General features: G+C 71.1%; 23 protein-coding genes and 1 tRNA gene. 9 read left to right on the forward strand and 15 right to left on the reverse strand.

Going from position 1 to position 24,297, the window contains the following annotated elements:
- Nucleotides 1-5: 5 nt before the first annotated feature.
- The 6 genes from pknB to ACFY1P_RS16520 form a co-directional block, all read right to left on the reverse strand.
- Nucleotides 6-2,027, reverse strand: coding sequence for a Stk1 family PASTA domain-containing Ser/Thr kinase (gene pknB, locus ACFY1P_RS16495; RefSeq protein ID WP_390750954.1), 2,022 nt, complete (start codon nucleotides 2,025-2,027; stop codon nucleotides 6-8).
- Between the two features lie 162 nt (nucleotides 2,028-2,189).
- Entirely contained in the window at nucleotides 2,190-3,644 is a 1,455-nt protein-coding gene (locus tag ACFY1P_RS16500) for a peptidoglycan D,D-transpeptidase FtsI family protein (RefSeq protein WP_390750955.1), read from the reverse strand.
- Nucleotides 3,641-5,056 (reverse strand): FtsW/RodA/SpoVE family cell cycle protein, encoded by a 1,416-nt coding sequence (locus ACFY1P_RS16505; protein WP_361523983.1) that lies wholly within the window; start codon nucleotides 5,054-5,056, stop codon nucleotides 3,641-3,643. Before ACFY1P_RS16505 ends, ACFY1P_RS16500 begins: the two co-directional genes overlap by 4 nt.
- Before the next feature lie 40 nt (nucleotides 5,057-5,096).
- A complete protein-coding gene (locus ACFY1P_RS16510) occupies nucleotides 5,097-6,623 on the reverse strand; it encodes a PP2C family serine/threonine-protein phosphatase (RefSeq protein WP_361523980.1) in 1,527 nt (508 codons plus the stop codon).
- A 75-nt stretch (nucleotides 6,624-6,698) separates the two neighbouring features.
- A complete protein-coding gene (locus ACFY1P_RS16515; protein ID WP_361523977.1) occupies nucleotides 6,699-7,229 on the reverse strand; it encodes an FHA domain-containing protein in 531 nt (176 codons plus the stop codon).
- Between the two features lie 10 nt (nucleotides 7,230-7,239).
- Complete coding sequence (locus tag ACFY1P_RS16520; RefSeq protein WP_390750956.1) at nucleotides 7,240-8,100, reverse strand: FhaA domain-containing protein; 861 nt, start codon at nucleotides 8,098-8,100, stop codon at nucleotides 7,240-7,242.
- A gap of 513 nt (nucleotides 8,101-8,613) precedes the next feature.
- On the opposite strand from ACFY1P_RS16520, the gene ACFY1P_RS16525 reads away from it, so the two are divergent.
- Nucleotides 8,614-8,700: transfer RNA gene (locus tag ACFY1P_RS16525), tRNA-Leu, on the forward strand.
- Nucleotides 8,701-8,946: 246 nt separating this feature from the next.
- A complete protein-coding gene (locus ACFY1P_RS16530) occupies nucleotides 8,947-9,729 on the forward strand; it encodes a hypothetical protein (protein ID WP_390750957.1) in 783 nt (260 codons plus the stop codon).
- Here ACFY1P_RS16530 and ACFY1P_RS16535 read toward each other — a convergent pair.
- Together ACFY1P_RS16535 and ACFY1P_RS16540 are read right to left on the reverse strand one after the other, a co-directional pair.
- On the reverse strand, nucleotides 9,709-10,053 hold the full coding sequence (locus tag ACFY1P_RS16535; protein ID WP_390750958.1) for a helix-turn-helix domain-containing protein: 345 nt from the start codon (nucleotides 10,051-10,053) through the stop codon (nucleotides 9,709-9,711). The two genes, ACFY1P_RS16530 and ACFY1P_RS16535, sit on opposite strands and share 21 nt — an antisense overlap.
- 265 nt (nucleotides 10,054-10,318) lie before the next feature.
- Nucleotides 10,319-10,969, reverse strand: a complete 651-nt coding sequence (locus tag ACFY1P_RS16540; protein WP_361523965.1) for an NAD(P)H-dependent oxidoreductase — start codon at nucleotides 10,967-10,969, stop codon at nucleotides 10,319-10,321.
- A 130-nt stretch (nucleotides 10,970-11,099) separates the two neighbouring features.
- Here ACFY1P_RS16540 and ACFY1P_RS16545 point away from each other — a divergent pair, with 130 nt between their 5' ends.
- The 4 genes from ACFY1P_RS16545 (at nucleotide 11,100) to ACFY1P_RS16560 (ending at nucleotide 14,273) form a co-directional block, all read left to right on the forward strand.
- The gene (locus tag ACFY1P_RS16545; protein ID WP_361523962.1) at nucleotides 11,100-11,462 is read left to right on the forward strand and encodes a helix-turn-helix domain-containing protein; all 363 of its coding nucleotides are present in this window, start codon (nucleotides 11,100-11,102) and stop codon (nucleotides 11,460-11,462) included.
- An 88-nt stretch (nucleotides 11,463-11,550) separates the two neighbouring features.
- Nucleotides 11,551-12,951, forward strand: a complete 1,401-nt coding sequence (locus ACFY1P_RS16550; RefSeq protein WP_361523959.1) for a DUF2252 domain-containing protein — start codon at nucleotides 11,551-11,553, stop codon at nucleotides 12,949-12,951.
- A gap of 157 nt (nucleotides 12,952-13,108) precedes the next feature.
- The gene (locus ACFY1P_RS16555; RefSeq protein ID WP_390750982.1) at nucleotides 13,109-13,915 is read left to right on the forward strand and encodes a hypothetical protein; all 807 of its coding nucleotides are present in this window, start codon (nucleotides 13,109-13,111) and stop codon (nucleotides 13,913-13,915) included.
- A gap of 10 nt (nucleotides 13,916-13,925) precedes the next feature.
- The gene (locus tag ACFY1P_RS16560) at nucleotides 13,926-14,273 is read left to right on the forward strand and encodes a rhodanese-like domain-containing protein (protein ID WP_361523956.1); all 348 of its coding nucleotides are present in this window, start codon (nucleotides 13,926-13,928) and stop codon (nucleotides 14,271-14,273) included.
- A gap of 55 nt (nucleotides 14,274-14,328) precedes the next feature.
- Here ACFY1P_RS16560 and ACFY1P_RS16565 read toward each other — a convergent pair whose 3' ends face one another.
- The 6 genes from ACFY1P_RS16565 to paaA all read right to left on the reverse strand — a co-directional run bounded on the left by ACFY1P_RS16565 (nucleotide 14,329) and on the right by paaA (nucleotide 19,505).
- Entirely contained in the window at nucleotides 14,329-15,477 is a 1,149-nt protein-coding gene (locus ACFY1P_RS16565) for an acyl-CoA dehydrogenase family protein (protein ID WP_390750959.1), read from the reverse strand.
- A 227-nt stretch (nucleotides 15,478-15,704) separates the two neighbouring features.
- Nucleotides 15,705-16,817 (reverse strand): 2Fe-2S iron-sulfur cluster-binding protein, encoded by a 1,113-nt coding sequence (locus ACFY1P_RS16570; protein WP_390750960.1) that lies wholly within the window; start codon nucleotides 16,815-16,817, stop codon nucleotides 15,705-15,707.
- A complete protein-coding gene (gene paaD / locus ACFY1P_RS16575) occupies nucleotides 16,818-17,294 on the reverse strand; it encodes a 1,2-phenylacetyl-CoA epoxidase subunit PaaD (RefSeq protein ID WP_390750983.1) in 477 nt (158 codons plus the stop codon).
- Between the two features lie 209 nt (nucleotides 17,295-17,503).
- A complete protein-coding gene (paaC, locus tag ACFY1P_RS16580; RefSeq protein ID WP_361524016.1) occupies nucleotides 17,504-18,193 on the reverse strand; it encodes a 1,2-phenylacetyl-CoA epoxidase subunit PaaC in 690 nt (229 codons plus the stop codon).
- Between the two features lie 65 nt (nucleotides 18,194-18,258).
- Entirely contained in the window at nucleotides 18,259-18,546 is a 288-nt protein-coding gene (paaB, locus tag ACFY1P_RS16585; RefSeq protein WP_361523947.1) for a 1,2-phenylacetyl-CoA epoxidase subunit PaaB, read from the reverse strand.
- Nucleotides 18,543-19,505, reverse strand: a complete 963-nt coding sequence (gene paaA / locus ACFY1P_RS16590) for a 1,2-phenylacetyl-CoA epoxidase subunit PaaA (protein ID WP_361523944.1) — start codon at nucleotides 19,503-19,505, stop codon at nucleotides 18,543-18,545. Before paaA ends, paaB begins: the two co-directional genes overlap by 4 nt.
- Before the next feature lie 177 nt (nucleotides 19,506-19,682).
- Here paaA and ACFY1P_RS16595 point away from each other — a divergent pair, with 177 nt between their 5' ends.
- The 3 genes from ACFY1P_RS16595 to ACFY1P_RS16605 are packed head-to-tail and all read left to right on the forward strand — an operon-like array spanning nucleotide 19,683 to nucleotide 22,417.
- Entirely contained in the window at nucleotides 19,683-20,354 is a 672-nt protein-coding gene (locus ACFY1P_RS16595) for a DUF5819 family protein (RefSeq protein WP_390750961.1), read from the forward strand.
- Complete coding sequence (locus ACFY1P_RS16600; protein WP_390750962.1) at nucleotides 20,351-21,604, forward strand: HTTM domain-containing protein; 1,254 nt, start codon at nucleotides 20,351-20,353, stop codon at nucleotides 21,602-21,604. Before ACFY1P_RS16595 ends, ACFY1P_RS16600 begins: the two co-directional genes overlap by 4 nt.
- Before the next feature lie 42 nt (nucleotides 21,605-21,646).
- Nucleotides 21,647-22,417: a TrmH family RNA methyltransferase gene (locus ACFY1P_RS16605; RefSeq protein ID WP_361523935.1), complete on the forward strand. Its 771-nt coding sequence runs from the start codon at nucleotides 21,647-21,649 to the stop codon at nucleotides 22,415-22,417.
- 42 nt (nucleotides 22,418-22,459) lie between these two features.
- Here ACFY1P_RS16605 and paaN read toward each other — a convergent pair whose 3' ends face one another.
- Nucleotides 22,460-24,163, reverse strand: coding sequence for a phenylacetic acid degradation protein PaaN (gene paaN, locus ACFY1P_RS16610; protein WP_390750963.1), 1,704 nt, complete (start codon nucleotides 24,161-24,163; stop codon nucleotides 22,460-22,462).
- Nucleotides 24,164-24,297 lie beyond the last annotated feature (134 nt).

Below are 24,297 nucleotides of genomic sequence, written 5' to 3' on the forward strand. Positions count from 1 at the left end.
GAAGGTCAGTGGCGTCGTCCGCCGGTGAACCCGCCGATGAAGCCGGTGTCACCGCCGGTGTCCCCGGGCTGCCCCGTGTCACCGTTCGCCCCGCCCGGCGCTCCCGCCAGCGTGAAGAGGTTCACCGGGGTGTTCTTGTCGAGCTGGGTGCCGGCGGCCGGGGCGGTCGCGATCACGGTCGCGTTGTCGTCCTGCGGGCCGGAGATGTTGCCGACCTTCAGACCCGCGTCCGTCAGCGTCTTCTTCGCGTCCTTGAGCTTCTGGTTGCTCAGCGCGGGCACGGTCGCCTTCTGGTTCGCCTTGGCCTTGGCGACGGTCAGGGTGACCGTGGAGCCGGGCTTGGCGTTGGTGTTGCCGTCGGGGCTCTGCCGCAGGACGGTGCCCGGAGTCTGGTCCGACTCCTCCTCCTGCTTGTTCACCACGAAGCCGAGGTCCGACAGCTGCTTGCTCGCCGCGTCGAACGCCTGGCCCACCACGGACGGCACCTGCTTGGCCTGCTGGGCCGCGGCGACCGTGAGCGTGACCTTGGAGCCCTTGTCGGCTTTGGTGAGGCCCTTGGGGTCCTGGTCCATGACGCTGCCCGCGGGGGCGCTGTCGGTGACGGTCGTCTTCACGTCGACGGTGAAGCCCTTGTCCTCCAGGATCTGGCGGGCCTTGTCGGCCTGCTTCTCCGTGACGTCCGGGACCTCGACCTGCTCGGCGCCCGAGGAGACGGTCACCTTGACCTCGCCACCCCGGTCGATCTTGCCGCCGTCCTTGGGGTCCTGGCTGCAGATCTTGCCCTTGTCCTGGTCACACGGCTTCGAGCCGCTCTGGACGACCTTGAAGTCGCCGTTGACGCCCTGCTGCTGAGCGTCCTTGAGCGTCTGCCCGACGAGATTGGGCACCGTGACCTGGGAGCTGTTGGAGTTGCCGCCGAACAGCGACTTGCCGATGAAGATCGCGCCGACGAGCACCAGGATGCCCGCGATGATCAGCAGGATCGTGGAGAGGCTGCTCTTCTTCCCGCCCCCGCCACGACGGCGGCCGTTGCCGTCGTCGTAACCGCCGAAGCCCCCGTCGTCGTCGCGCACCGGCGGCAGCATGGACGTCTGTCCGGCGCCGTGGTCCTGCGGGCGGAGCATGGTGGTCGGCTGGTCCTCGGCGTAGCCGGCGGGCCGGTACGCGCCCGCGGCGGCCGCCACCGGCTGGCCCTCCAGGGCGGCCTCGATGTCGGCCCGCATCTCGTCGGCCGACTGGTAGCGGTAGTCCGGGTCCTTGGTCAGCGCCTTGAGGACGATCGCGTCCATCTCGGGCGTGATCTCGGGGTCGTGGACGCTCGGCGGGTTCGGGTCCTCCCGCACGTGCTGATAGGCGACGGCCACGGGGGAGTCGCCGATGAACGGGGGCCGCACGGTCAGCAGCTCGTAGAGCAGGCAGCCGGTGGAGTAGAGGTCCGAGCGGGCGTCGACCTGCTCGCCCTTGGCCTGCTCCGGGGAGAGGTACTGGGCGGTGCCGATGACGGCCGCCGTCTGCGTCATCGTCATGCCGGAGTCGCCCATGGCGCGGGCGATGCCGAAGTCCATGACCTTGACCTGGCCGGTGCGCGTCAGCATGACGTTCGCGGGCTTGATGTCGCGGTGGACGATGCCGGCCCGGTGCGAGTATTCGAGCGCCTGGAGGACGCCGATGGTCATCTCCAGCGAGCGCTCGGGCAGCAGCTTCCTGCCGGAGTGCAGCAGCTCGCGCAGCGTGGACCCGTCGACGTACTCCATGACGATGTACGGGATCGAGACCCCGTCCACGTAGTCCTCGCCGGTGTCGTAGACGGCGACGATCGACGGGTGGTTGAGCGAGGCGGCCGACTGGGCCTCCCGGCGGAACCGGGCCTGGAAGGACGGGTCGCGGGCGAGGTCCACCCGCAGCGTCTTCACGGCGACGGTGCGGCCGAGCCGGGTGTCGTGGGCGAGATAGACCTCGGCCATGCCACCGCGGCCGAGCACCGAGCCCAGCTCGTACCGGCCGCCGAGGCGACGCGGCTCTTCCATAGCTCCAGCCCTTCCGTTTTCCTGACCGCACCGGCGTGGGTCCGGCGGTGTGCTGTCCGGGCTTACCGTACCCGGCACGCTGCGCCCCTTCCGGGCGCCACCGTCACCTGATACACGACCGGTACCGTCAGCTACGGCGCACGGCTGCTGGGGTGAGCGGCGTCACTTCGACGTCTTGAGCACGGCCTCCATGACGTTCTTGGCGATCGGCGCGGCGAGCGCGCCACCGGCGACGTCGTCACGTGCCGTCTGGTCGTCGCCCTCGACCACCACGGCGACCGCGACGGGCGAGCCGTTGTCGGTCTTGGCGTAGGAGATGAACCAGGCGTAGGGCTTGCCGCTGTTGTCGACGCCGTGCTGGGCGGTGCCGGTCTTGCCGCCGACCGTGACGTTGTCGATCTTCGCGCCGGTGCCGGTGCCGTTCTCGACCACCGTCTCCATCATCGATTGGATCTTCTGCGCGTTCTGCGCGGAGAGCGGCTGCGACATCTCCTTGGGCTGGTGCGTCTCGATCACGTTGAGGTTCGGGGCGCGCACCTTGTCGACCATGTACGGCTCCATGAGCTTGCCGTTGTTGGCGATCGCGGAGACGACCATGGCCATCTGGAGCGGGGTGGCGCGGTTGGACGCCTGGCCGATGCCGTCCATGGCGTTCTGCGGCCGGTTGTCCTTGGGGTAGACGCTCTTCTCGGCACGTACGGGCGTGAGGATCTCGCTGTTGAAGCCGAACTTCTCCGCTTCCTTCTTCATCTTGTCGTTGCCGAGGTCGGCGCTCATCTTGCCGAAGACGGTGTTGCAGGAGATCCGCAGAGCCTCGCGCATGGTGGCGTTCTCACACTGGATGCTGCCCTCGTTCGCCAGCGGCGTGGTGGAGTCCGGAAGGATGTACTTGTTCGGCGTCTGGGTCTTCTGGTCCGGGTCGCCGTACAGCCCGTTCTCCAGCGCCGCGGCCGCGGTCACGACCTTGAACGTCGAACCGGGCGGGTAGGTGGCCCGCAGCGCCCGGTTGAGCATCGGCTGGTTCTTGTCCTTCTCCAGCGCCGTCCACGCCGCGCTGTCGTTCGCGCCCGCGATCTTCGACGGGTCGTACGACGGGGTGGACGCCAGGGCCAGGATCTTGCCCGTGCGCGGGTCGAGGGCGGCGACGGCGCCGCGCTTGTCACCGAGGCCCTTGAAGGCGGCCTCCTGGGCCTTGGTGTTGAGGGTGGTGATCACGTCGCCACCCTTCTGGCCCTTGCCCGTGATCATGTCGACGGTGCGGTTGAAGAAGAGCTTGTCGTCGTCCCCGGTCAGGATCTTGTCGTAGAGCTTCTCCAGCTGGGAGCCGTCGAAGACCTGCGAGCTGTATCCGGTGACCGGCGCCCACATCTCGCCGTTCTTGTACGTCCGCTTGTACTTGTAGTCGATGCCGTTGGTCTCGGCCGAGCCGGTCACTTCCTGGCCGTCGACGATGATGTTGCCGCGCGGCTGGCTGTAACGGGCGATCGCGACGCGGTGGTTGTGCTTGTTCGTCTTGAGCTCGTCGGCCTGGACGAACTGGAGCCAGTTGTCGCGCAGCAGCAGGGCCAGCACGAGCAGGCCGCAGAAGATCGCGATCCGGCGCACGGGCTTGTTCACGGTCGGACCACCTGGGTCATCTCGGCGTCGGGGGAGGGAGCGGGCGCCGGCGCGGGGCGGCGCGCGGTGTCGCTGATCTTGATGAGGATGGCGATCAGGGCCCAGTTGGCGAGCACGGAGGAGCCGCCGTAGGCCATGAACGGCATGGTCATACCGGTCAGCGGGATGAGGCCCATGACACCGCCGGCGACGACGAAGACCTGGATGCCGAAGGCGGCCGACAGACCGCACGCGAGCAGTTTGCCGAAGGGGTCACGGGCGGCGAGGGCGGTGCGCACGCCGCGCTCCACGATGATCGCGTAGATCATCAGGATCGCCATGGTGCCCGCCAGGCCGAGCTCCTCGCCGACGGTGCCGAGGATGAAGTCGGAGTTGGCGGCGAAGCCGATGAGGTCGGAGTAGCCCTGGCCCCAGCCCGAGCCGAAGACGCCGCCGGAGCCGAAGGCCATCAGGGCCTGCGAGATCTGCTCGCTGGCCGCGGACTTGCCCCAGCCGCCGAACGGGTCCAGCCAGGCGTTCACACGGGCCTGGACGTGCGGCTCGAAGGAGGCGACGCCGACGGCACCGGCCGCCGACATCAGCAGGCCGAAGACGATCCAGCTGGTGCGCTCGGTCGCGACGTAGAGCATCACGACGAACATGCCGAAGAACAGCAGCGAGGTGCCGAGGTCGGTCTCGAAGACGAGGATGAGGATGCTGAACGCCCAGACGGCCAGGATCGGGCCGAGGTCGCGGCCGCGCGGCAGATAGAGCCCCATGAAGCGGCGGCTGGCCAGGGCGAGCGCGTCGCGCTTCACCATCAGATAGCCGGCGAAGAAGATCGCCAGGATGATCTTCGCGAACTCGCCCGGCTGGAGCGAGCCCAGGCCCGGCAGGGTGATCCAGATCCGCGCGCCGAACTTGGCGGGGAAGAAGATCGGGGCGATCAGCAGGGCCAGCGCGGCCGCCATCGAGATGTAGGTGTAGCGCTGGAGGATGCGGTGGTCCTTGAGGAAGATCACCACGGCGACGAAGAAGGCGATGCCCAGCGCCGAGTACATCAGCTGGTTGGGCGCCGACGCCGCGTACTTGAAGCCTTGGTTCTTGGCGAGGTTGGCCAGCCGGGGCGACTGGTCCAGCCGCCAGATCAGGACGAGGCCGAGGCCGTTGAGCAGCGTGGCCATCGGCAGCAGCAGCGGGTCCGCGTACTTGGCGAACTTGCGGATGACGAGGTGGCCGACACCGGCCAGCAGGCCGAGGCCCAGGCCGTAGCCGAGCATGCCCGAGGGCATCTCACCGCTGAGGGCGAGGCCCACGTTGGCGTACGCGAAGCACGGGATGAGCACCGCGAAGGCGAGCAGCGCCAGTTCGGTGTTGCGCCTGCTGGGCGGGCCGACCGTGCTGATCGTTGTGGTGTTGCTGGTACCCGGCATGGATGACATGGCTGACATGAGTTGATGGCCCCCTACGGCTTCACTGCTGCGTGCTGCACTGCGGGACCAACTTCTGCTCTTCCTCGCTGAGGGTGGGGCCCGGTGCGGGCGTGGGCGCCGTCGTGGGGGCGGTCTGGGCGCCCGGCTTGCCGTCGGACTTCGGGTCCTTGGCCTCGCCCACCGCGCCACCGGCCCGCTCGCCGCTCTGCTTCTCCTTCTCCCGGGCCTGCTGCTCGGCCTTGCGCCGCTCGTCCTCCTTCTTGCACGCGCCCGCGAGCAGGCCGAGGTCCTTGACCTTCTGCACGGCCTTGTCGCGGCCGTCGAGCGCGATGGTGTCCTGGACGCGGCCGCGCTGGTCGACCGGGAGGTACTTGAGTTCGATCTCGGGGTGGTCCTGATACAGCTTGCTCAGGCTGACCCAGGCCAGCTTCTGGTTGATGCCCTGGTAGACGGCCACGTGGTCGTTGTCCTTGGCACCCACGAAATACTGCGTCTGGGTCCAGCCGTAGCCGCCGTAGAGGCCGCCGGCGACGACGCCGAGCACCACGGCCACGATGAGGGACCGCTTGATCCACCGGCCGCGGCGGACGGGCTTGACGTACTCCTCGTCCATGAAGGCGCCGAAGGAGCCCTCCGGGGCGCCGCCCATGTCCGTGTCGCCGCTGCCGGGCGGGCCGAAGCCGCCGCCCTGCGGAGGCACGGGACGGTTGGCGCGGGCGTGCTCGGCGGCCCGGCCGGCGGGGGTGTGCAGGGCACCGTCGTCGCCCAGCTGGAGCTGGTTCTCGGCCACCGCGCCGACGATCACCGGGGTGTCGTTGAGCTGGCCGGCCATGGTGTCACCGCCGTCGACGTCGAGGACGTCGGCGACGATGCAGGTGATGTTGTCGGGGCCGCCGCCGCGCAGCGCGAGCTGGATCAGCTCCTGGATGGTCTCGTGCGGGCCCTGGTAGCTGGCGAGCGTCTCCTCCATCGTCTGGTGGCTGACGACGCCGGACAGACCGTCGGAGCAGATGAGATAGCGGTCCCCGGCCCGGACCTCCCGGATGGAGAGGTCGGGCTCCACGTGGTCGCCGCTGCCCAGCGCGCGCATCAGCAGGGAGCGCTGCGGGTGGGTGGTGGCCTCTTCCTCGGTGATCCGGCCCTCGTCGACGAGGCGCTGCACCCAGGTGTGGTCCTGCGTGATCTGGGTGAGCACGCCGTCGCGCAGGAGGTACGCGCGGGAGTCGCCGACGTGGACGAGGCCGAGCCGCTGCCCGGTCCACAGCAGGGCGGTGAGCGTGGTGCCCATGCCTTCCAGCTGCGGATCCTCCTCGACCATGAGCCGGAGCTGGTCGTTGGCGCGCTGCACGGCCGTGCCGAGGGAGGTGAGGATGTCGGAGCCCGGTACGTCGTCGTCGAGCGTGACCAGCGTGGAGATCACCTCGGAGGAGGCGACCTCGCCCGCGGCCTGGCCGCCCATGCCGTCGGCGATGGCGAGCAGGCGGGGGCCGGCGTAACCGGAGTCCTCGTTGCCCTCCCGGATCATGCCCTTGTGCGATCCGGCGGCGAAACGCAGTGACAGACTCATGCGCACCTCGCCCGTCGGCTCCGGGTACAGCCCCTTCCCAGACACGCTGCCCACCCTCCGGTCGTCATGGTCCTACTACTTCCGCAGCTCGATGACGGTCTTGCCGATGCGGATCGGCGCGCCGAGCGGGATCGGGGTCGGGGTGGTCAGCCTGGTCCGGTCGAGATAGGTGCCGTTGGTGGAGCCGAGGTCCTCGACGATCCACTGGCCGTCGCGGTCCGGATAGATCCTGGCATGCCTGCTGGAGGCGTAGTCGTCGTCCAGCACGATCGTGGAGTCGTGGGCGCGGCCGAGCGAGATGGTCTGGCCCTGGAGGGCCACCGTGGTGCCGGTCAGGGAGCCTTCGGAGACCACGAGCTTGGTGGGCGCGCCGCGGCGGCCGCGGTCGGCACGCCGGCCGCCGCCCTGCTGCTGGCGCTGCTGCGGCGGTGCGGTCTGCTGCTGCGCGCGCTGCGTCTGCCGCTCCGGGCCGCCGCGGCGGGAGCCGCGCTGGGTGACCCGCGTGCCGAAGAGGTCACTGCGGATGACCTGGACGGCCACGATGACGAACAGCCACAAGACGGCGAGGAAACCCAACCGCATGACCGTGAGGGTCAGCTCTGACATTGCCCCCGCTTCACCCTTCGGCTTGCCGATAAACGATGGTGGTGCTGCCCACGACGATGCGTGAGCCGTCGCGGAGCGTAGCGCGCGTGGTGTGCTGTCCGTCCACCACGATGCCGTTGGTCGACCCCAGATCCTGGATCGTCGCGGGGGTGCCGACCCGGATCTCGCAGTGCCGGCGGGAGACGCCGGGGTCGTCGATCCGTACGTCCGCTTCGGTACTGCGGCCCAGCACGAGGGTGGGGCGTGAGATCTGGTGCCGCGTGCCGTTGATCTCGATCCAGCGCCGGGTCTGGCCACCGGACGCCGGAGCGGCCGTGGGGCCGGCTCCGCCGCCGCGCTGTGCGCGCCCGGCACCGCCGGGCGGCGGGCCCGCGGGCATGGGCGGCAGCCCCGAGGGCGGCGCCGGATAGCCGGCACCGTGGGTGACGGGACCGCTGCCGCTGCCGCCGCCGGGGCGGGGCGCGGCCGGGCGCTGGGCCTGCGGATCCTGCGACTCACTGGCGGCGAGGGTGCGGCTGCGCACCCGGTACAGCCCGGTGTCGAGGTCGTCGGCCTTCTCCAGGTGGACCTTGATGGTCCCCATGAAGGTGTAGCGCTGCTGCTTGGCGTAGTCGCGGACCATGCCGGAGAGCTCGTCGCCGAGCTGGCCGGAGTACGGGCTGAGGCGCTCGAAGTCCGGGGCGCTCAGCTCCACGATGAAGTCGTTGGGGACGACGGTGCGGTCGCGGTTCCAGATGGTGGCGTTGTTGTCGCACTCGCGCTGGAGCGCGCCCGCGATCTCCACCGGCTGCACCTCGGACTTGAACACCTTGGCGAAGGTGCCGTTCACGAGACCCTCGAGTCGCTGCTCGAAGCGCTTCAGTACTCCCACGGGGCACCTCCTTCCCTCAGTGACGTTCCTGATGCTCAGGGTCGTTCCTGATACTGCTTACTGATCGTATCCACGCGTCGGGAAAACGGCTGGTTCCCCTTCGGCGCCAGGAGTGACGAGTGTCGCCTTCACCCGGTGTCCCGGTGCCGCCTTCACTAGGGATCGTAGAGGCGGCTGCGAGCCAGTGTCCCGCAACCGGTGGGGTGCCCGCGGTCCCGCCGGCCCGACGGGGTCCGGATGACCTTCCGGACGGCCTTCCGACGATCTTCCGGAGGCCCTTCCGGCGAGCGCGGCGGACTCCGGTTCGTCCCGCTCCTCCCTCCCGTGGACGTTCCGTGCCCGGCAGGTCGCGAGGGGCCGGTGCCGGTCGGGGCCCTTCCAGGCTGCCCACCAGGAACGAGTGTGAAGACACCCGCCACAGCGTGCTAATGTTCTCGATGTCGGAAGGCGAACGCGCAAGAACCGGACGGAAAAGTCCGAGGGTGGCGCGGGAAGACTGAAGACAACACCCATGCGCGGGTGGCGGAATAGGCAGACGCGCTGGATTCAGGTTCCAGTGCCCGAAAGGGCGTGGGGGTTCAACTCCCCCCTCGCGCACCATGAGGTATCGAAACGGACCTCTCCGAAGTGACGTAAGTCACACGGAGGGGTCCGTTTCGCTTTGTCCCGCTCTTGTCCAGTCCTTGTTCGAACCATGGCTGGATTTGCGGGGTCCTGAGCGAAGTCTTGGCCGGAATCGCTGCACACGGTAGCGGCGGCAGTGGGAACATCATTCCGTAATCGCGCTGGGGCTCTGTGTGAAGAGCGTCGAGTCCGGTGTCGCGGGGAGCCTCGTCTGCAACCGGAATGGGGGACGCTGTGGCGTGGGGCCAGTCGTCCGTGCTGTCGGAGTGGGTGCTGCCCGCCGCTGTCTGCGTGCCTGTGACCTGGGTGTGTCTGGTCTGGCGCTTCCGTGAGGAGGGGCGGCTGCTGGGCACTGTGCGGTCGGCCGCCGCCGCGTTCGCCGTGGTGATCTGGACCTCCGGCATGGCCGCCCTGGCCAGTGGACTGCTGCTCCCGCACGCGTCGAGCGTGCCTCCGGCGGCCGTGGGCGCGGTGGCGGGCCTGGGGCTGGTGCCCAAGCGCAGGGCGGGGGAATCCGGTGAGCACCCGCTGATGGCGATCGTGACCCTCGGGGACTCGCTGCTGCTCAACAGCCTGGCCCTGCGCCTGCGGACGGACCGCGCCGAGTGGTGCCACGCGATGGTGACCGGCTTCCCCGACGGCTGGGACCTCGACGCCTTCGCGGACCGGGTCAGGGCGCATCTGATGACGCGGGTCGACATCCCGGGGCGTACTGCCAGGGGGCGCACTCACCTCAAGCGGGAGATCTGCGAGCGTCACCGCGAGGTGCGGACGGCGGCGCAGAAGTGGATAACCATCGAGACGAAGATCGAGAAGCTGTGCGAGCAGCAGCGGCGTGAACGCACGCGGGAGGAGATCCGGCAGGCGCGACGGGCGTTCGGCGAGGCCGAGCACCTCTGCGCGTATCTGCTCGATCTGGCACACGCGCACGGCAAGCGCAGCGACGACAGGGTGCTTCTCGCTCTGCGGCACGAAGTGTGCGGTTCAGCGGTGGGACGGAGTTAAGGGACGCAGCGGGCCCGCGGTCTCCGGTCGTACGGTCTCCAGCGGGTCTCTGTGCTCGGCGGCGGGCTGCTCGCAGAACGAGATCTCCATGCTCACGTCCAGGGCCTCGGCGACGGCCGCCAGTGAACGGAGCGTCAGATTCTCGTCCCCCGACAGGATTTGGCTGACCCTGCCGGGCGAGACGCCCATGCGATCGGCCAACTCCTTGCGGGACATCCCGCGTTCCGCGACGAGGCCCGCGAGTGAGGCGGTGGCGTGCCGTGCCGCGCGGGCCCCTGCCAGATCGGCATAGCGGCTGCGCTCCGTACCGTGGCGCCAGGCCATGGCTACCCCCCCAGAATCGCGGCGTCGGCCGTGATGCCGACGGCCACTTCCTCGGCCGCCGTCCGGCGGCTGTTGAAGACCTCTAGTGAAGAGAATGCCACCTTTAGGCTTAGCTAAAAGCCGGGATTCGGCTAAAGATTCCGCCAGTGCCCTGGGATTTCGTCTGCCTGGTCACTCGTGACCAGGCATGACGCGGCGAACGGTCGATTTCGGCCAGATGTTGTCGGGGCGGGCGTCCGGGGAGCTCCCGGCGGTGCCCCGGGTGTCAGGCCGCGAAGCGCGCGGCCGTCTCCTTGCCCTTGGCGGCGGCGTCCTCGTGGGCCTGGGCGCGGGAGGCGTCGGCCTTGTCGACGAGGCCGGCCATGGCGGGCACGGAGTGGGCCAGGGTCAGCTCGGGGACGATGAAGTCGACGTCCAGGCCGAGCATGTCGCCCAGGACCTTACCCAGGTAGGTCGTCACGAACTCGGCGTCCTCGCGCGGGGTGCCCGGCGCGTAGGAACCGCCGCGGGAGGCGACGACGGTGGTCGGCGTACCGGCGGCCGAGGGCGTCTCCACGCCGGCCGTGCGGCCCATGATGATCACCTGGTCCAGCCATGCCTTGAGGCTGGAGGGGATCGAGAAGTTGTACATCGGGGCGCCGATCAGCACGGCGTCGGCGCGCTCCAGCTCCTCGGCGAGCTCGGTGCGCAGCGCGAAGGCGGCCGCCTGCGCTTCCGTGCGCGCCTCGGGGGCGGTGAAGAGGGCCTGGACGCCGTCGGCGGTGATGTGCGGCAGCGGGTTCGCGGCGAGGTCGCGGTAGACGACCGTGCCGTCGGGGTGCTGCTCCTCCCACGCCTTGCGGAAGGCGGCGGTGACATCGCGGGAGTGGGAGCCCTGCGGGAGGGCGGAGGAGTCGAGGTGCAGCAGCGTGGCCATGGGTTTCTCCTGCTTGACGGGCGTGACGCCGGCGGGACGGACCTACGGGATGTAGTTCCGTATGCAACTATTAATAACACAGGGACTTACTTTTCTATAGGGACGATGGGGAACGCAGTACCCTGGACCCATGGCGGACCGTGGTGAGCAGGCGTGCAAGAGCGTCGACGAGGGCATGACGCGCGTCTTCGAGCTGTTCGGCAAGCGCTGGACGGGGCTGATCGTCGCCACGCTGTTGCAGGGACCGGTCCACTTCGCGGACCTGCGGCGGGCGATCCCGGGCATCAGCGAGCGCATGCTGTCGGACCGGCTCACCCAGCTCGCCGCGGCCGGGCTGCTCGTCCGCGAGGTGCACGCTGGCCCGCCGCTGCGCGTCGCGTACCGGCTCACGGAGGCGGGCGCGGCGCTGGAGCCCGCGCTCAAGGAGCTGGGGCGGTGGGCCGGGAAGCATCTCCCGGGGAGCAGCGCGCAGTGCCCGAAGGAATTCCGCTGATCCGCGTACGGCGCCTGCCGGGCGGGGCCGTTGTCAGTGGGTGCCGGTAGATTCCTGGCAGTTGGTCCTGAAGGGGGAGGGGCGCGCCGTGTCGCGACTGCCGTACGTACCAGGATTCGCGGGGCCGGGCGGGGCCGGGAAGCCGGGCTCGCCGAAGGCCGAGGGCAAGGCGCTGCGGGCGCGCGTGCCCAGGTCGTCGCACGCCGGGTGGGCCGCCGACGCGGGGCGCCCGGGGGCCGTGGAGACGGTCGAGGCGTCGAACGCCGGCCGGCTTCCGGAGCTCACGCCGATACGGGTCGGTCGGATGGCCGCCTCCCCGTTCGCCTTCCTGCGCGGCTCGGCCGGGCTGATGGGGCACGACCTGGTGCGTACGTCCGTGACGGGTGTCGGCGCGCAGATCTGCGGTGACGCCCACGCCGCCAACTTCGGCCTCTACGGCGACGCGCGCGGTGAACTCGTCATCGACCTCAACGACTTCGACGAGACCCTGCACGGGCCGTGGGAGTGGGACGTCAAGCGCCTCGCCACCTCCTTGGTGCTGGCCGGGCGCGAGGCGGGCGCCGACGAGGACACCTGCCGGGCCGCCGCGCGCGACGCCGCGGGCGCCTACCGGCACACGATGCGGCTGCTGGCCCGGCTGCCCGCCGCCGACGCCTGGAACGCCATCGCCGACGAGGAGCTCGTCGCGCACGCGGACGCGCGGGCGCTGCTGGGCACGCTGGAGCGGGTCGCGGCGAAGGCCCGGCGGAACACCAGTGCCCGCTTCGCGGCGAAGGCGACCGAGAAGGCCGAGGGCGGGGGCCGGCGCTTCGTGGACGCACCGCCCGTGCTGAGGCGGGTGCCGGCCGGTGAGGCGGCGGCGGTCGCCCTGTCGCTGGAGGACTATCTGGGCACTCTGCCGGAGGAACTGCTGCCGTTGCTCGCGCGGTACGAGGTGCAGGACGTGGCGTTCCGCGTGGTGGGCACGGGGAGCGTGGGGCTGCGGTCCTATGTGGTGCTGCTGCTCGACCACCGCGGCGAACCGCTCGTGCTCCAGGTCAAGGAGGCACGGCCCTCGGTGCTGCTGCCGTACGCGAAGAAGGCCGGGTTCGCGCCCGGCCGGTCCCCGGAGGGGCACGAGGGCCGCCGGGTGGTGCTGGGGCAGAAGCGGATGCAGGTGGTCAGCGATGTGCTGCTCGGGTGGGCGACGGCCGACGGCAGGCCGTATCAGGTGCGGCAGTTCCGCAACCGCAAGGGCAGCGTCGACCCGGCCGCTCTCGCCCCCGGTGAGCTGGACGACTACGGCCGGATGACGGGCGCGCTCCTCGCACGGGCCCACGCGCACACCGCGGACCCCCGGCTCATAGCGGGCTACTGCGGCAAGGCGCCCGAGCTGGACGAGGCGCTGGCCGATTTCGCGGTGACCTACGCGGACCGCACGGAGGCGGACCACGCGGAGCTCGTGACGGCGGTCCGGAGCGGCCGGGTGGCGGCCGAGACGGGGGTGTAGCCGAGGGGCGGGGTGTGTGTTCCGGCACGTCCGGGACTTCTCAGGTGCGTACGGCGGCTTCCGCGCCTGCCCCGGCGCCTCCGCCGGCTGAGGACGGAGGGGCCGGTGAGGCGCGGGGGGATCCGGAGGGCGCGGGAGCTCGTACGCTGGGCGGGTGATGAATCCGGAAGCCGAGAATCTCCACGCCGAGGAGCCGGGCACCCAGCGCCTGGCTCAAGCCGTCCGCGCCGCGGAACAAGCGCTGATCGAGTTCGAGATCGCGGTGGAGACCTTCCGGGTGGAAGTGGAGAACTTCTCCCGGCTGCACCACCAGCGGCTCGGCCCCGTTTACGCGCAGCTCGACGAGCTGGACGCGCAGATCGCGGAGGCCCTGGCGGCCCGCAGCGGCGACGCCGAGGACCTCCGCCGGGCCCGTGAGGCACGCGCCCTCGTGCAGCCACTGCCGGGGGTGGAGGAGCTGCTCGGCGGCTGGATGGACTCGGAGGGCCTGTCGCCCGAGGCGTCGGCGATGCTCACGGAGCGGCCGGTGCGGCCCCCGGAGCGGGTGCGCCCGAGCGACGAGGCCCGGCGGATCTTCCGCGAGCTCGTCCGCAAGGCCCACCCGGACCTGGCGCAGGACGAGACGGAGCGCGTACGGCGCGAGGAGTTCATCGTGCGGGTCAACGCCGCCTACGCGGACGGTGCCGAGGCCCTGCTGCGCGAGCTGGCCGAGGAATGGGCCGCGGGCCCCGCGCCGGAGGAGCCGCGGCCGAGCCCGGCCGAGGAGCTCTACGCCCGCCTGGAGTGGCTGGCCCGGCGCAAGGAGATGCTGGCGGCGGTGGCCGCCGAGCTGGAGGGCTCCGCGATCGGCTCGATGATCAAGATGGCGGCCGACGACCCGGACCGGCTGCTGGAGGAGATCGCCGAGGGCCTCGCCGCCCAGGTCGCCGAGCGCAGGGCCCAGCTGGCGTCGCTGGTCGGGTAGCGTCGGGGACATGCTTTTTGGTTCCGGTGTACCCACGGTCGGCGTCGACGCCCTCTCGCCCGAAGACTTCCTGCTCGACGTCCGTGAGGACGACGAGTGGGCGGCGGGGCACGCCGACGGCGCGCTCCACATCCCGATGAGCGACTTCGTCGCCCGCTTCGGCGAGCTGACCGAGAAGGCCCCCGACGGCGCCAGGATCAATGTCATCTGCCGCTCGGGCGGGCGTTCCGCCCAGGTGACCGCCTACCTCGTCCAGCAGGGCCTGGACGCGGCGAACGTCGACGGCGGCATGCAGGTCTGGGAGGCCGCGGGCCGTCCGGTCGTCGACGGCAACGGCGCGCCCGGCGCGGTGATCTAGCTCCTGGCAGCCTGTGGGCTCTGCTTCCCGGAGCCCACAAGCGGTCAGCCGGCCGTCAGTCGACCGGACAGGCGGCCAGCAGGTCGCCCAGGGCCTCCTCATGGGCCGCCGCGGGGCCGAGCGAGAGCTCCAACTGCTTGGCCCACGCGTGATACCGGTGCAGGGCGTAGCTGGTGTCCGCGCCGAAGCCGCCGTGCAGGTGCTGCGCGGTCTGCACGACGCGGCGCACGCCCTCGGAGGCCCAGATCTTCGCGACGGCGATGTCCGCGTCGACCGGGAGCTCCCCGGCCGCCCCCGACTCCAGGCGCCAGGCCGCCTGCCAGAGGGTGGCCTCCATCGCACGCAGGTCGATGTACCGGTCGGCGGCCTGGACGGCGACGGCCTGGAACGTGGCGATCGGATGGCCGAACTGCTCGCGCTTCGTGGCGTACACACTGGTCATGCGGGCCACCGCCGTACCCACCCCGAGCGCGAGCGCGCTCGTGCCGAGGGTGAGCAGCCGCCGTAGCCGCTCCCACGCCCCCACGGCGGTGATCAGCTCCTCGTCACCGACCCGCACGGAGTCGAGGCCCACTTCCGCGTACCGCTCGCCGTTGGTGGAGACCTGGTCGGCCAGGGTGACCCCGGGGCGGTCGGGCGGGACGAGCGCGAGCACGGTGTGCCCCTCCTCCGTACGCGCGGGCAGCAGGACACGGTCCGCGCTCCGGGCCCAGGGCACGGCAGTCTGCGCTCCGTCGAGCACCCAGCGAGTCCCCTCCGCGCCGGAAGTGTCCAGCTTGCGTACGGCGACGGCGAGTTCGGCCGGATCGTGACCGGTGCGCCCGCTGGACGCGGTGGTGATGACGAGCTCCCCCCGCTCCACCTGAGGCAGCAGCTTGGTGACGGCCGGGCCGCCGTGGCTGCTCAGCACGGCGGCGGCCGCGCCGGTCTCCAGCAGTGGTACCCGGGCCAGGACCTGCCCCGCCTCGCGCAGCACCAGACACAGCGCGAGGGGCCCGAGCCCCGCGCCGCCGTGCTCGGGAGTGACGATCAGGCTCAGCAGGTCACCGCTCGCGAGCGATGCCCACAGGGCCCGGTCGAAGTCCTCCGCGACCGCGCCCCTGGTCAGGGCCGGACTGGGCACGCCATCGGGGGTGACCCCGGAGAAGACCGCCCTGGCCGCCTCCTCGGCGGCCTGCTGCTCCTCGGTGAAGGTGAAGTCCACTGTCCGTCCTCCCGCACACCGGCACTGCCACTGTCACTGCCATTGCCACTGCCATTGCCGTCCGGAACTGATGGAGCGTCAAGGTAGAACAGGTTGCAGGAATTGGGAACAGGCGGTCGGGTGCGGAGGGTTCGGACCAGAGCGCGGGTCTCACGTATCGGTTGTCAGGTCTCAGGTGCCAGGTGCCAGCTGTCATCGCCGGGCGCGTCGGCGTCGTCCGCCACCGCTCAGCGGTCGAAGTCCAGCTCCACCTCCTCCGTGACCGGGTGCGACTGGCAGGCCAGCACATACCCGGCCTCCAGTTCCTCCGGCTCCAGCGCGAAATTCCGGTCCATCCGGACCTCACCCCTGACCAGGAAGGCCCGGCAGGTGCCGCACACCCCGCCCTTGCAGGCGTACGGGGCGTCGGCGCGGCTGCGCAACACGGCGTCCAGCAGCGGCTCGCCCTCCCGCACCGGCCAGCTGCCGCTGCGCCCGTCCAGCGTCGCGGTCACGGTGCTGTGCGCCGGGGCGGGGGCGGCAGTGGTGGGGGAGCCGGCCGGGGCCGTGTCCGAGGCGGTGTCCGAGGTGGTGTCGACGTGGAATATCTCCTGGTGGACACGGTCACGGCCGACCCCCAGGGCGCGCAGCGCCCGCTCGGCCTCCCGCACCAGGCCATGAGGGCCGCACAGGAACCAGCCGTCCACCTCCTCCACCGGGAGCAGTGCGGGCAGCAACCGGGTCAGCCGCTCCTCGTCCAGCCGCCCGGACGGGAGCCCCGCCTGCTGCTCCTCGCGGGAGAGGACGTGCACCAGCTGGAAGCGGTCGGGCCAGCGGTCCTTGAGGTCGGCGACCTCCTCCAGGAACATCGCGGACGCGGTGGTCCGGTCGCTGCGTATGAGGCAGAACCTGGCGTCGGGCACCCGCGCGAGCAGGGTCGAGGCGATGGACAGGACGGGGGTGATCCCGCTGCCGCCGACGATCGCCGCGAAGTGCCCCGGGCGGGGCTCCAGCACGAACCGTCCGGCCGGTGCCATCACCTCCACCGTGTCCCCCGCGGCCAGCTCCTTCAGCGCGTAGGTGGAGAACACCCCGCCGTCCACCAGCCGCACCCCGACCCGCAGTTCGGCCACTTCGCCGGTGCCCGGTGCCGGGGCGGGGCCGCAGAGGGAGTAGGTGCGCCGGGCCTCGCCGTCCTCCGTGCTCCTGCGGAGGGTGATGTGCTGGCCCGCCGCGTAGCGATAGACCTCCCGCAGCTCCGGGGGGACGGCGAAGGTCAGGGCCACCGCGTCGTCCGTGAGCGGGTCGACGGCCGTCACTCGCAAGGGGTGGAAGGCGCCGTGGCGGGCTGCTACAGGCATCTACAACTCCTTGAAGTGATCGAACGGTTCGCGGCACGCCTCGCAGCGTCGCAGGGCCTTGCAGGCGGTCGAGGAGAAGCGGCTCAGCAGCGTGGTATCCGTGGAGCCGCAGTGCGGGCAGCGGATGCCGAGCGACACCGGGACCGGCCCCTCCGGCCTCGTGCTCCGAGGCGGTGCCACCCCGAACTCGGCCAGCTTGCGGCGCCCTTCGGGCGTGATGTCGTCCGTGGACCACGCCGGGGCGAGGACCGTGCGCACCTCGACCTCGGGTATGCCCTGACCGTGCAGGACCCGCTCTATGTCCGCCGACATCGCCTCGATCGCCGGGCAGCCGGTGTAGGTCGGGGTGAGCTCCACCTCCACCCGCCCGGGACCGCTCAGGTGCAGGCCACGCAGCACGCCCAGCTCGGCCAGGGTCAGCACGGGCAGCTCCGGATCGGGCACGGCACCGGCCAGCTCCAGAAGACGCTGCTCCAGCGCGGTCGGGGCCGGCGGGGTCGGGCCCGGAGCGGTCGGGTCCGGCGCCGTCGGGTCCGGCCGGGTCGGGGCTGGCGGGGTCGGGTCCGGCCGGGTCGGGGCTGGCGGGGTCGGGCCCAGTGCCGTCGGGTCCCCCGGGGTCGCGTCGGGCGGGTCCGGATCCACCGGGGTCGCGTCGCGTGGGATCGGTTCCAGCGGGGCCGGTTCGGTCACCATGTCGCCCCCGGGTGGCTGCGGTGCAGATGCTGCATCTCCGCGAGCATCCGCCCGAACGGCTCGGTGTGGAGGCCCTGTCGACCCGCTCCGGCCGTCCATGCGCCGGACTGCGGGCCGGTGGGCAGCGTCAGGGTGGCCTGTTCGAGGGTCCTGGTGATCAGGGCCAGCCAGCCGTCGCGCAGGGCGGACACATCGACATCGAGACCGTCGACCGGGTCGAACAGCTCTCCCGTATACCGCCACAGTGCGTCGAGCGCGGTCTGCATCCGCCGGTGGCTCTCCCGCGTGCCGTCGCCGAGCCGGAGCGTCCAGTGCTCGGCGTGGTCACGGTGGTAGGCGACCTCCTTGACCGCCTTCCCCGCCAGGGGCGCGAAGGGGCCGTCCCCCGCGGCCAACTGCCCGTACAGCAGCTCCTGGTAGGTGGAGAAGTACAGCTGGCGGGCGATGGTGTGGGCGAAGTCGCCGCCTGGCTGCTCGACCAGCTGGACGTTGCGGAAGGCGCGCTCCTCCCGGAGATAGGCCAGCTCGTCCTCGTCGCCGATGAGGGAGAGCAGGAAGCGGGCCTGGCCGAGCAGGTCCAGCGCGATATTGGCGAGGGCGACCTCCTCCTCCAGGACGGGCGCGCGGCCCGCCCACTCCCCCAGCCGGTGGGACAGCACGAGGGCGTCGTCACCGAGGGCCAGAGCCGCGGCGAAGGGGACGTCGGCGCTGGCCGGTGCCTGCGGTGAGGTGCCCGGGAGCGGGGGCTTCACAGGTGCCGCACCCCCTCCGGGATCTCGTAGAAGGTCGGGTGGCGGTAGGGCTTGTCCGCGGCGGGTTCGAAGAAGGGGTCCTTCTCGTCCGGTGAGGAGGCGGTGACCTGGGCGGAGGGCACGACCCAGATGGAGACGCCTTCGGAGCGCCGGGTGTAGAGATCCCGGGCGTTGCGCAGCGCCATGGCCGCGTCCGGTGCGTGCAGGCTTCCGGCGTGGGTGTGCGACAGCCCGCGCCTGCTGCGCACGAACACCTCCCACAGTGGCCAGTCGGTGCTCGTCATGCCCCTGCCTCCCCTGGTGCGCCGCCGTGCTTGCGGGCATGGGCGGCGGCGGCCTCGCGCACCCACGCGCCTTCCTCGTGTGCCTGCTTCCGTCGGCTGATCCGCTGTTCGTTGCACGGGCCGTTGCCGCGCAGCACCTCGTGGAACTCGTCCCAGTCGATGGCGCCGAAGTCGTGGTGGCCACGCTCCTCGTTCCACCGCAGGTCCGGGTCGGGGAGGGTCAGGCCGAGAGATTCGGCCTGGGGGACGCAGATGTCCACGAACCGCTGGCGCAGCTCGTCGTTCGAATGGCGCTTGATCTTCCAGGCCATGGACTGGGCCGAATGGGCGGATTCGTCGTCCGGGGGGCCGAACATCATCAGGGACGGCCACCACCAGCGGTCCACGGCGTCCTGCGCCATGGCGTGCTGGGCCTCGGTGCCGCGGCTGAGGGTGAGCAGCAGCTCGTAGCCCTGGCGCTGGTGGAAGGACTCCTCCTTGCAGATGCGGACCATGGCGCGGGCATAGGGCCCGTAGGAACAGCGGCACAGCGGGACCTGGTTGGTGATGGCCGCGCCGTCCACGAGCCAGCCGATGGCGCCCACATCCGCCCAGGTCAGCGTGGGGTAGTTGAAGATCGACGAATACTTCTGGCGACCGGAGTGCAGCTTGTCGAGCAGCTCGTCGCGCCCGGTGCCCAGGGTCTCGGCGGCGCTGTAGAGATACAGGCCGTGGCCCGCCTCGTCCTGCACTTTGGCCATCAGGATGGCCTTGCGGCGCAGCGAGGGCGCGCGAGTGATCCAGTTGGCCTCGGGCTGCATGCCGATGATCTCCGAGTGGGCATGCTGCGCTATCTGGCGGACGAGCGAGGCGCGATAGGCGTCGGGCATCCAGTCGCGTGGCTCGATGCGCTCGTCGGCCGCCAGCGCGGCGTCGAAATCCGCCTCATATGTCCGTGCGTCCGGCGCCGTCGTCGTCATGGCACGCCCCCTGCCCTTCCCTGAACTCCCGACCGACCGATCGTTCGGTTCAATGGTGGGCTGCCGGATCGGGAGGTGTCAAGCCTGTGGATAGCTCCTCCGCGCTGGGCCCTTCGGGAGGTCCTGGGTACGGTTCGGGTGCACGAATACAGGCAGCGCGCAGGATCGGGGCGGGACATGGAGACGGATGACGAGCACGACGAGCGGGCCGGCTCCGTCGCGGGGCTGTCCCTGCCCGCGCGCGTCGCCGTCGCCCTCGGCGTCGCCGTCGTGACGGTGGCCACCGCGGTGCACCTGGCGATGGTGTTCCTGCACGTCGCGCCGCCGAACGCGATCAGTAAGCAGCACGCGGCGGCCATTGGCGATTACATCTATCCGGAGTTCGAGCAGAACTGGAAGCTCTTCGCCCCGAACCCCCTTCAGCAGAACATCGCCGTCCAGGCCCGCGCCGAGCTGCGCGGCCAGGACGGCCGTTCCGTGTTCACCCCGTGGATCGACCTCTCCGCCCAGGACGGTGCCGAGATACATCACAACCTCTTCCCGAGCCACACCCAGCAGAACGAGGTGCGGCGCGCCTGGGACTTCTACGTGAGCACGCACGACACCCGCGAGCAGCCCAACGGCCTGCGCGGAAACCTTTCCGAGCAGTACATCCGGCGCATCGTCCTGCTCCGGCTCGGCAGCGAGCGGGACGGCCGGCCGGTCGACCGCGTCCAGGTGCGGTCGATGACCCGGTCCGTGGCGCCGCCGCCCTGGAGCGACGAGAAGGTGGGGACCAAGCCCGCCTACCGCGTGCTGAACTGGTGGCCGGTCACCACCGCCGACCTCCCGGAGGCGAAGAACCGGTGAGCGCTCCCCTCGCCCCGCTCGCCCGGGGAATCGACCGCGTCACCCGCTCCGCCCTCGGCCGCTACCAGACGGCCGTGATCCGGATCGGCATCTCCTTCGCATGGCTGTGCTTCCTGCTCCGCGAGTGGCCCAACCGCCATGAGATGTACGGGCCCGACGGCCCGTGGAGCTGGGACATGGCCCGTCGGCTGACCGCCGACAACCACGCCTTCACCGCGCTCGTCTGGTCCGACAGCACCCTGTGGTTCGAGACCGTCTACGCCCTCGCCATCGTCTCCAGCGCCCTGCTGATGCTCGGGTGGCGGACGCGGACCATGTCCGTGCTGTTCATGATCGGAGTGCTGTCGCTCCAGAACCGCAGCGTCTTCCTCGGCGACGGCGGCGACAACGTCATCCACCTGCTGGCCCTTTACACCGTCCTCACCCGCTGCGGACTGGTGTGGTCCCTCGACGCCCGGCGCGCCCGCCGGCGGCGGGACGAGGCGGCGGACGACGGGCGGACCGGCGGAACGGGCCCCGGTGCCCCTGCCGGCCTGGATGTCACCGGCATCCTCCTGTGGGCCGGCTGCGGCCTCGCGCTGGCCGTCACGGAGGCCCTCGGCAACAGCCGGATGTCCTGGACCGCCGACGGCCCGCTCCCCGGCCTCGGCTGGTCGGCCGTCTTCTGGGGGCTCTGGCTCGTACAGGGCCTGTGGTGGTGCGTGCGGCGCTACGCCCCAGGGGAGCCGCGCACGGTCCTCGACGCGTTCGCCAACCTGGCGCACAACGCCACGCTGCTGGTCATCATGGCGGAGGTCTGCCTGATCTACTCCACGGCCGGCTGGTACAAGATCCAGGGCTCGCGCTGGCAGGACGGCACGGCGCTCTACTACCCGCTGCACCTCGACTACTTCTCGCCCTGGCCCGAACTCTCCGACATCCTCGGGGGCAACAGCGTCATCGTGCTGCTGCTCAGCTACGGCACGGTGGCGGTGCAGGTCGCGTTCCCCTTCACCCTGCTGAACCGGCGGGCCAAGAACGTCCTGCTGGCCGTGATGATGTGCGAGCACCTCGGCATCGCCGTCACCCTCGGGCTGCCGTTCTTCTCCCTGGCGATGATCGTGGCGGACGCCGTCTTCCTGCCCACCTCCTTCCTGCGCCGCGTCGGCGCGCTCACCGGTCGCGCCCGCGACCGGCTGTTGCCCGCCCGCGCGGCCTCGATCCCCTCGCAGCGCGAGGACGAGGAGAGCCCCCGCAGCCTCGTGGGCTGAGCGGGGGCGGCCCACCCGGGGCGGGACCGTAGGCTGAGGGGCATGACCGAGGACGTAGCCGTGGCCGCAGTACGACAGTGGGGCGAGCTCGCCCCTGACGCCGTACTGCTCGACGGCTTCCACGCCTTGAAGCACGCGCTTCGCTTCGGCGCGGACGTGCGGTCGGCCCTCTGCGCCGACAAGGAGGCCACCCTGGCGCTCGCCGCCGAGCTGGCCGACGACCTCACCGAGGAGCTCGCCGAGCGGCTCGTGGAGATCCCGGCGCGGGACCTGCGGGAGCTGCTGCCCCGGATCCACCCCACGGGGGTGGCCGCGCTGGCGGTCAGGCCGGATCGCCGGAAGAACCTCGACATCCTGTCGCGGGCACCGCGGCTCGCACCCGTCATCGTGCTGGACAATCCCCGCAACCTCGGGAACGTCGGTGCCGTCATCCGCCTGGCCGCGGGCTTCGGCGTCACCGGCGTGGTCACGACCGGTGACATGGACCCCTGGCACCCCAACGCCGTACGCGCCGGGGCGGGACTGCACTACGCGACCGCGGTCGAGCGGCTGCCGCTGCCCGAGCTGCCGCCCGGCCCCGTCTTCGCGCTGGATCCGGAAGGCGACGACATCCGGTCCGTCGACTTCCCGGACGACGCGCTCATCGCCTTCGGCTCCGAGCGGCACGGCATCTCGCCCGACCTGCGGGAGAGGGCGACCCGGCTGGTCGCCCTTCCCATGCGGCCGCAGGTCTCCAGCTACAACCTCGCCACGAGCGTCGCCATGGCCCTCTTCCACTGGGGCGGACCGGGCGCGGACCGGCCTCTCGGCTGAGGGCCGCCCGCCGTCCGCGGCGCGAGCCCCGGCCCGCGCGGCCTAGACCGGGCGCCGCACTTCCACCGTCCGGAAACGGCTCGCGACGAACGCGCTGTCGCACAGCACCGCGTTGGCCGCCGGATTGCCGCCGGAACCGTGGAAGTCGGAGAAGGCGGCGGTCTGGTTGACGTACACCCCGCCCGTCAGGTTGAGGGAGAGCTGGGCGCACTCCTCCAGGCAGGCCGCCTCCACCAGCCGCTCGACCTCCGGCGAGGTGGTGTACGCGCCGACGGTCATCGCGCCCTTCTCCCGCACCGTGCGCCGCAGCAGTTCGACGGCGTCCGCGGCCGAGTCCACCGCGACGGCGAAGGACACCGGACCGAAGCACTCCGACAGATAAGCCGCCTCGGAGTCGGGCTTGGCGCCGTCCAGTTTGACGATCACCGGCGTGCGCACCGTGGCGTCGGGGAAGTCGGGGTTGGGCACGGCCCGTGAGGCGAGGGCGACTTCACCGAGCTGCGCGGCGGCGTCGAGGCGCTCCTTGACCTGGCCGTTGACGATCGCGCCCAGCAGGGCGTTGGCCCTGGCGTCGTCACCCAGCAGGCCCTCCACGGCGGCGGCGAGGTCGGCCACCACCTCGTCGTACGTCTTCGGCCCGGCGTCCGTGGTGATGCCGTCGCGCGGGATGAGGAGATTCTGCGGGGTGGTGCACATCTGGCCGCTGTAGAGGGACAGCGAGAAGGCGAGATTGCTCAGCAGGCCCTTGTAATCGTCGGTGGAGTCGATGACGACCGTGTTCACCCCGGCCTTCTCCGTGAAGACCTGTGCCTGGCGGGCGTTGGCCTCCAGCCAGTCGCCGAAGGCGGTGGAGCCGGTGTAGTCGATGATGCGGATCTCCGGGCGCACGGCAAGGGACTTGGCGATGCCCTCGCCGTCGCGCTCGGCGGCCAGCGTGACCAGGTCGGGGGAGAAGCCCGCCTCGCGGAGGACCTCGCGCGCCACGCGCACCGTCAGGGCCAGCGGCAGCACGGCGCGCGGATGCGGCTTGACCAGGACCGCGTTGCCCGTGGCCAGGGAGGCGAACAGGCCGGGGTAGCCGTTCCACGTCGGGAAGGTGTTGCAGCCGATCAACAGCGAGATGCCGCGCGGCACCGCGGTGAATTCCTTGCGCAGCTCCAGCGGTGGGCGCTTGCCCTGCGGCTTGGACCAGTCGGCCGACTCCGGGGTGCGGATCTGCTCGGCGAAGGCATAGGCGACGGCCTCCAGGCCGCGGTCCTGGGCGTGCGGGCCGCCGGCCTGGAAGGCCATCATGAACGCCTGGCCACTGGTGTGCATGACCGCGTGGGCGAACTCGTGCGTACGGGCGTTGATCCGGGTGAGGATCTCCAGACAGACCGCGGCCCGCGCCTGGGGACCCGCCTCGCGCCACCCCGGCATCGCCGCGCGCATGGCCGGGAGCAGCGCCTCGACGCCTGGGTGCGGATACTCGATCCCCAGCTCCGGTCCGTACGGCGAGACTTCGGAGCCCGCCCAGCCGTCCGAGCCCGGCTGGTCCAGCTCGAAGCGCTTGCCGCGCAGCGCCTCGAAGGCGGCCTGGCCCTCCGCCGCGCCCAGGCTGCCGGGCACGGCGCCCTCCGGGCCGTACGCCTTCGGATGCTCGGGGAAGGGGGACCAATAGACGCGCGTGCGGATGGCGTCCAGGGCCTGGTCGAGCGTGGGGAGGTGCTTCTCGATCAACTGGGCGGTGCTGGGTCCGGCGGTCACGGCTGACCAACTCCTCGTCGAGCTGGGCTCGGATGGGGCGACAGGCTTCGGGCGACAGAGCGCGGGCGACACTTCGGGAGGCCGGGAACTCCCCCCGGTAGATACAGTAACCGAACGATCGGTCGGGACAAGGG

Origin of the sequence: Streptomyces sp. NPDC001407, from assembly GCF_042895325.1 — a bacterium.
Classification (GTDB): Bacteria; Actinomycetota; Actinomycetes; order Streptomycetales; family Streptomycetaceae; genus Streptomyces.

Bases quoted from the DNA above. Each gene is read 5' to 3' on its own strand.
- ACFY1P_RS16560 (WP_361523956.1), top strand. From the start codon at position 13,926: ATGCTTTTTGGTTCCGGTGTACCCACGGTCGGCGTCGACGCCCTCTCG.
- ACFY1P_RS16515 (WP_361523977.1), bottom strand. From the start codon at position 7,229: ATGTCAGAGCTGACCCTCACGGTCATGCGGTTGGGTTTCCTCGCCGTC.
- pknB (WP_390750954.1), bottom strand. From the start codon at position 2,027: ATGGAAGAGCCGCGTCGCCTCGGCGGCCGGTACGAGCTGGGCTCGGTG.
- ACFY1P_RS16510 (WP_361523980.1), bottom strand. From the start codon at position 6,623: ATGAGTCTGTCACTGCGTTTCGCCGCCGGATCGCACAAGGGCATGATC.
- paaB (WP_361523947.1), bottom strand. From the start codon at position 18,546: ATGACGAGCACCGACTGGCCACTGTGGGAGGTGTTCGTGCGCAGCAGG.
- ACFY1P_RS16530 (WP_390750957.1), top strand. From the start codon at position 8,947: ATGGGGGACGCTGTGGCGTGGGGCCAGTCGTCCGTGCTGTCGGAGTGG.
- ACFY1P_RS16555 (WP_390750982.1), top strand. From the start codon at position 13,109: ATGAATCCGGAAGCCGAGAATCTCCACGCCGAGGAGCCGGGCACCCAG.
- paaA (WP_361523944.1), bottom strand. From the start codon at position 19,505: ATGACGACGACGGCGCCGGACGCACGGACATATGAGGCGGATTTCGAC.
- ACFY1P_RS16595 (WP_390750961.1), top strand. From the start codon at position 19,683: ATGGAGACGGATGACGAGCACGACGAGCGGGCCGGCTCCGTCGCGGGG.
- ACFY1P_RS16545 (WP_361523962.1), top strand. From the start codon at position 11,100: ATGGCGGACCGTGGTGAGCAGGCGTGCAAGAGCGTCGACGAGGGCATG.
- ACFY1P_RS16605 (WP_361523935.1), top strand. From the start codon at position 21,647: ATGACCGAGGACGTAGCCGTGGCCGCAGTACGACAGTGGGGCGAGCTC.
- ACFY1P_RS16540 (WP_361523965.1), bottom strand. From the start codon at position 10,969: ATGGCCACGCTGCTGCACCTCGACTCCTCCGCCCTCCCGCAGGGCTCC.
- ACFY1P_RS16570 (WP_390750960.1), bottom strand. From the start codon at position 16,817: ATGCCTGTAGCAGCCCGCCACGGCGCCTTCCACCCCTTGCGAGTGACG.
- ACFY1P_RS16535 (WP_390750958.1), bottom strand. From the start codon at position 10,053: ATGGCCTGGCGCCACGGTACGGAGCGCAGCCGCTATGCCGATCTGGCA.
- ACFY1P_RS16505 (WP_361523983.1), bottom strand. From the start codon at position 5,056: ATGCCGGGTACCAGCAACACCACAACGATCAGCACGGTCGGCCCGCCC.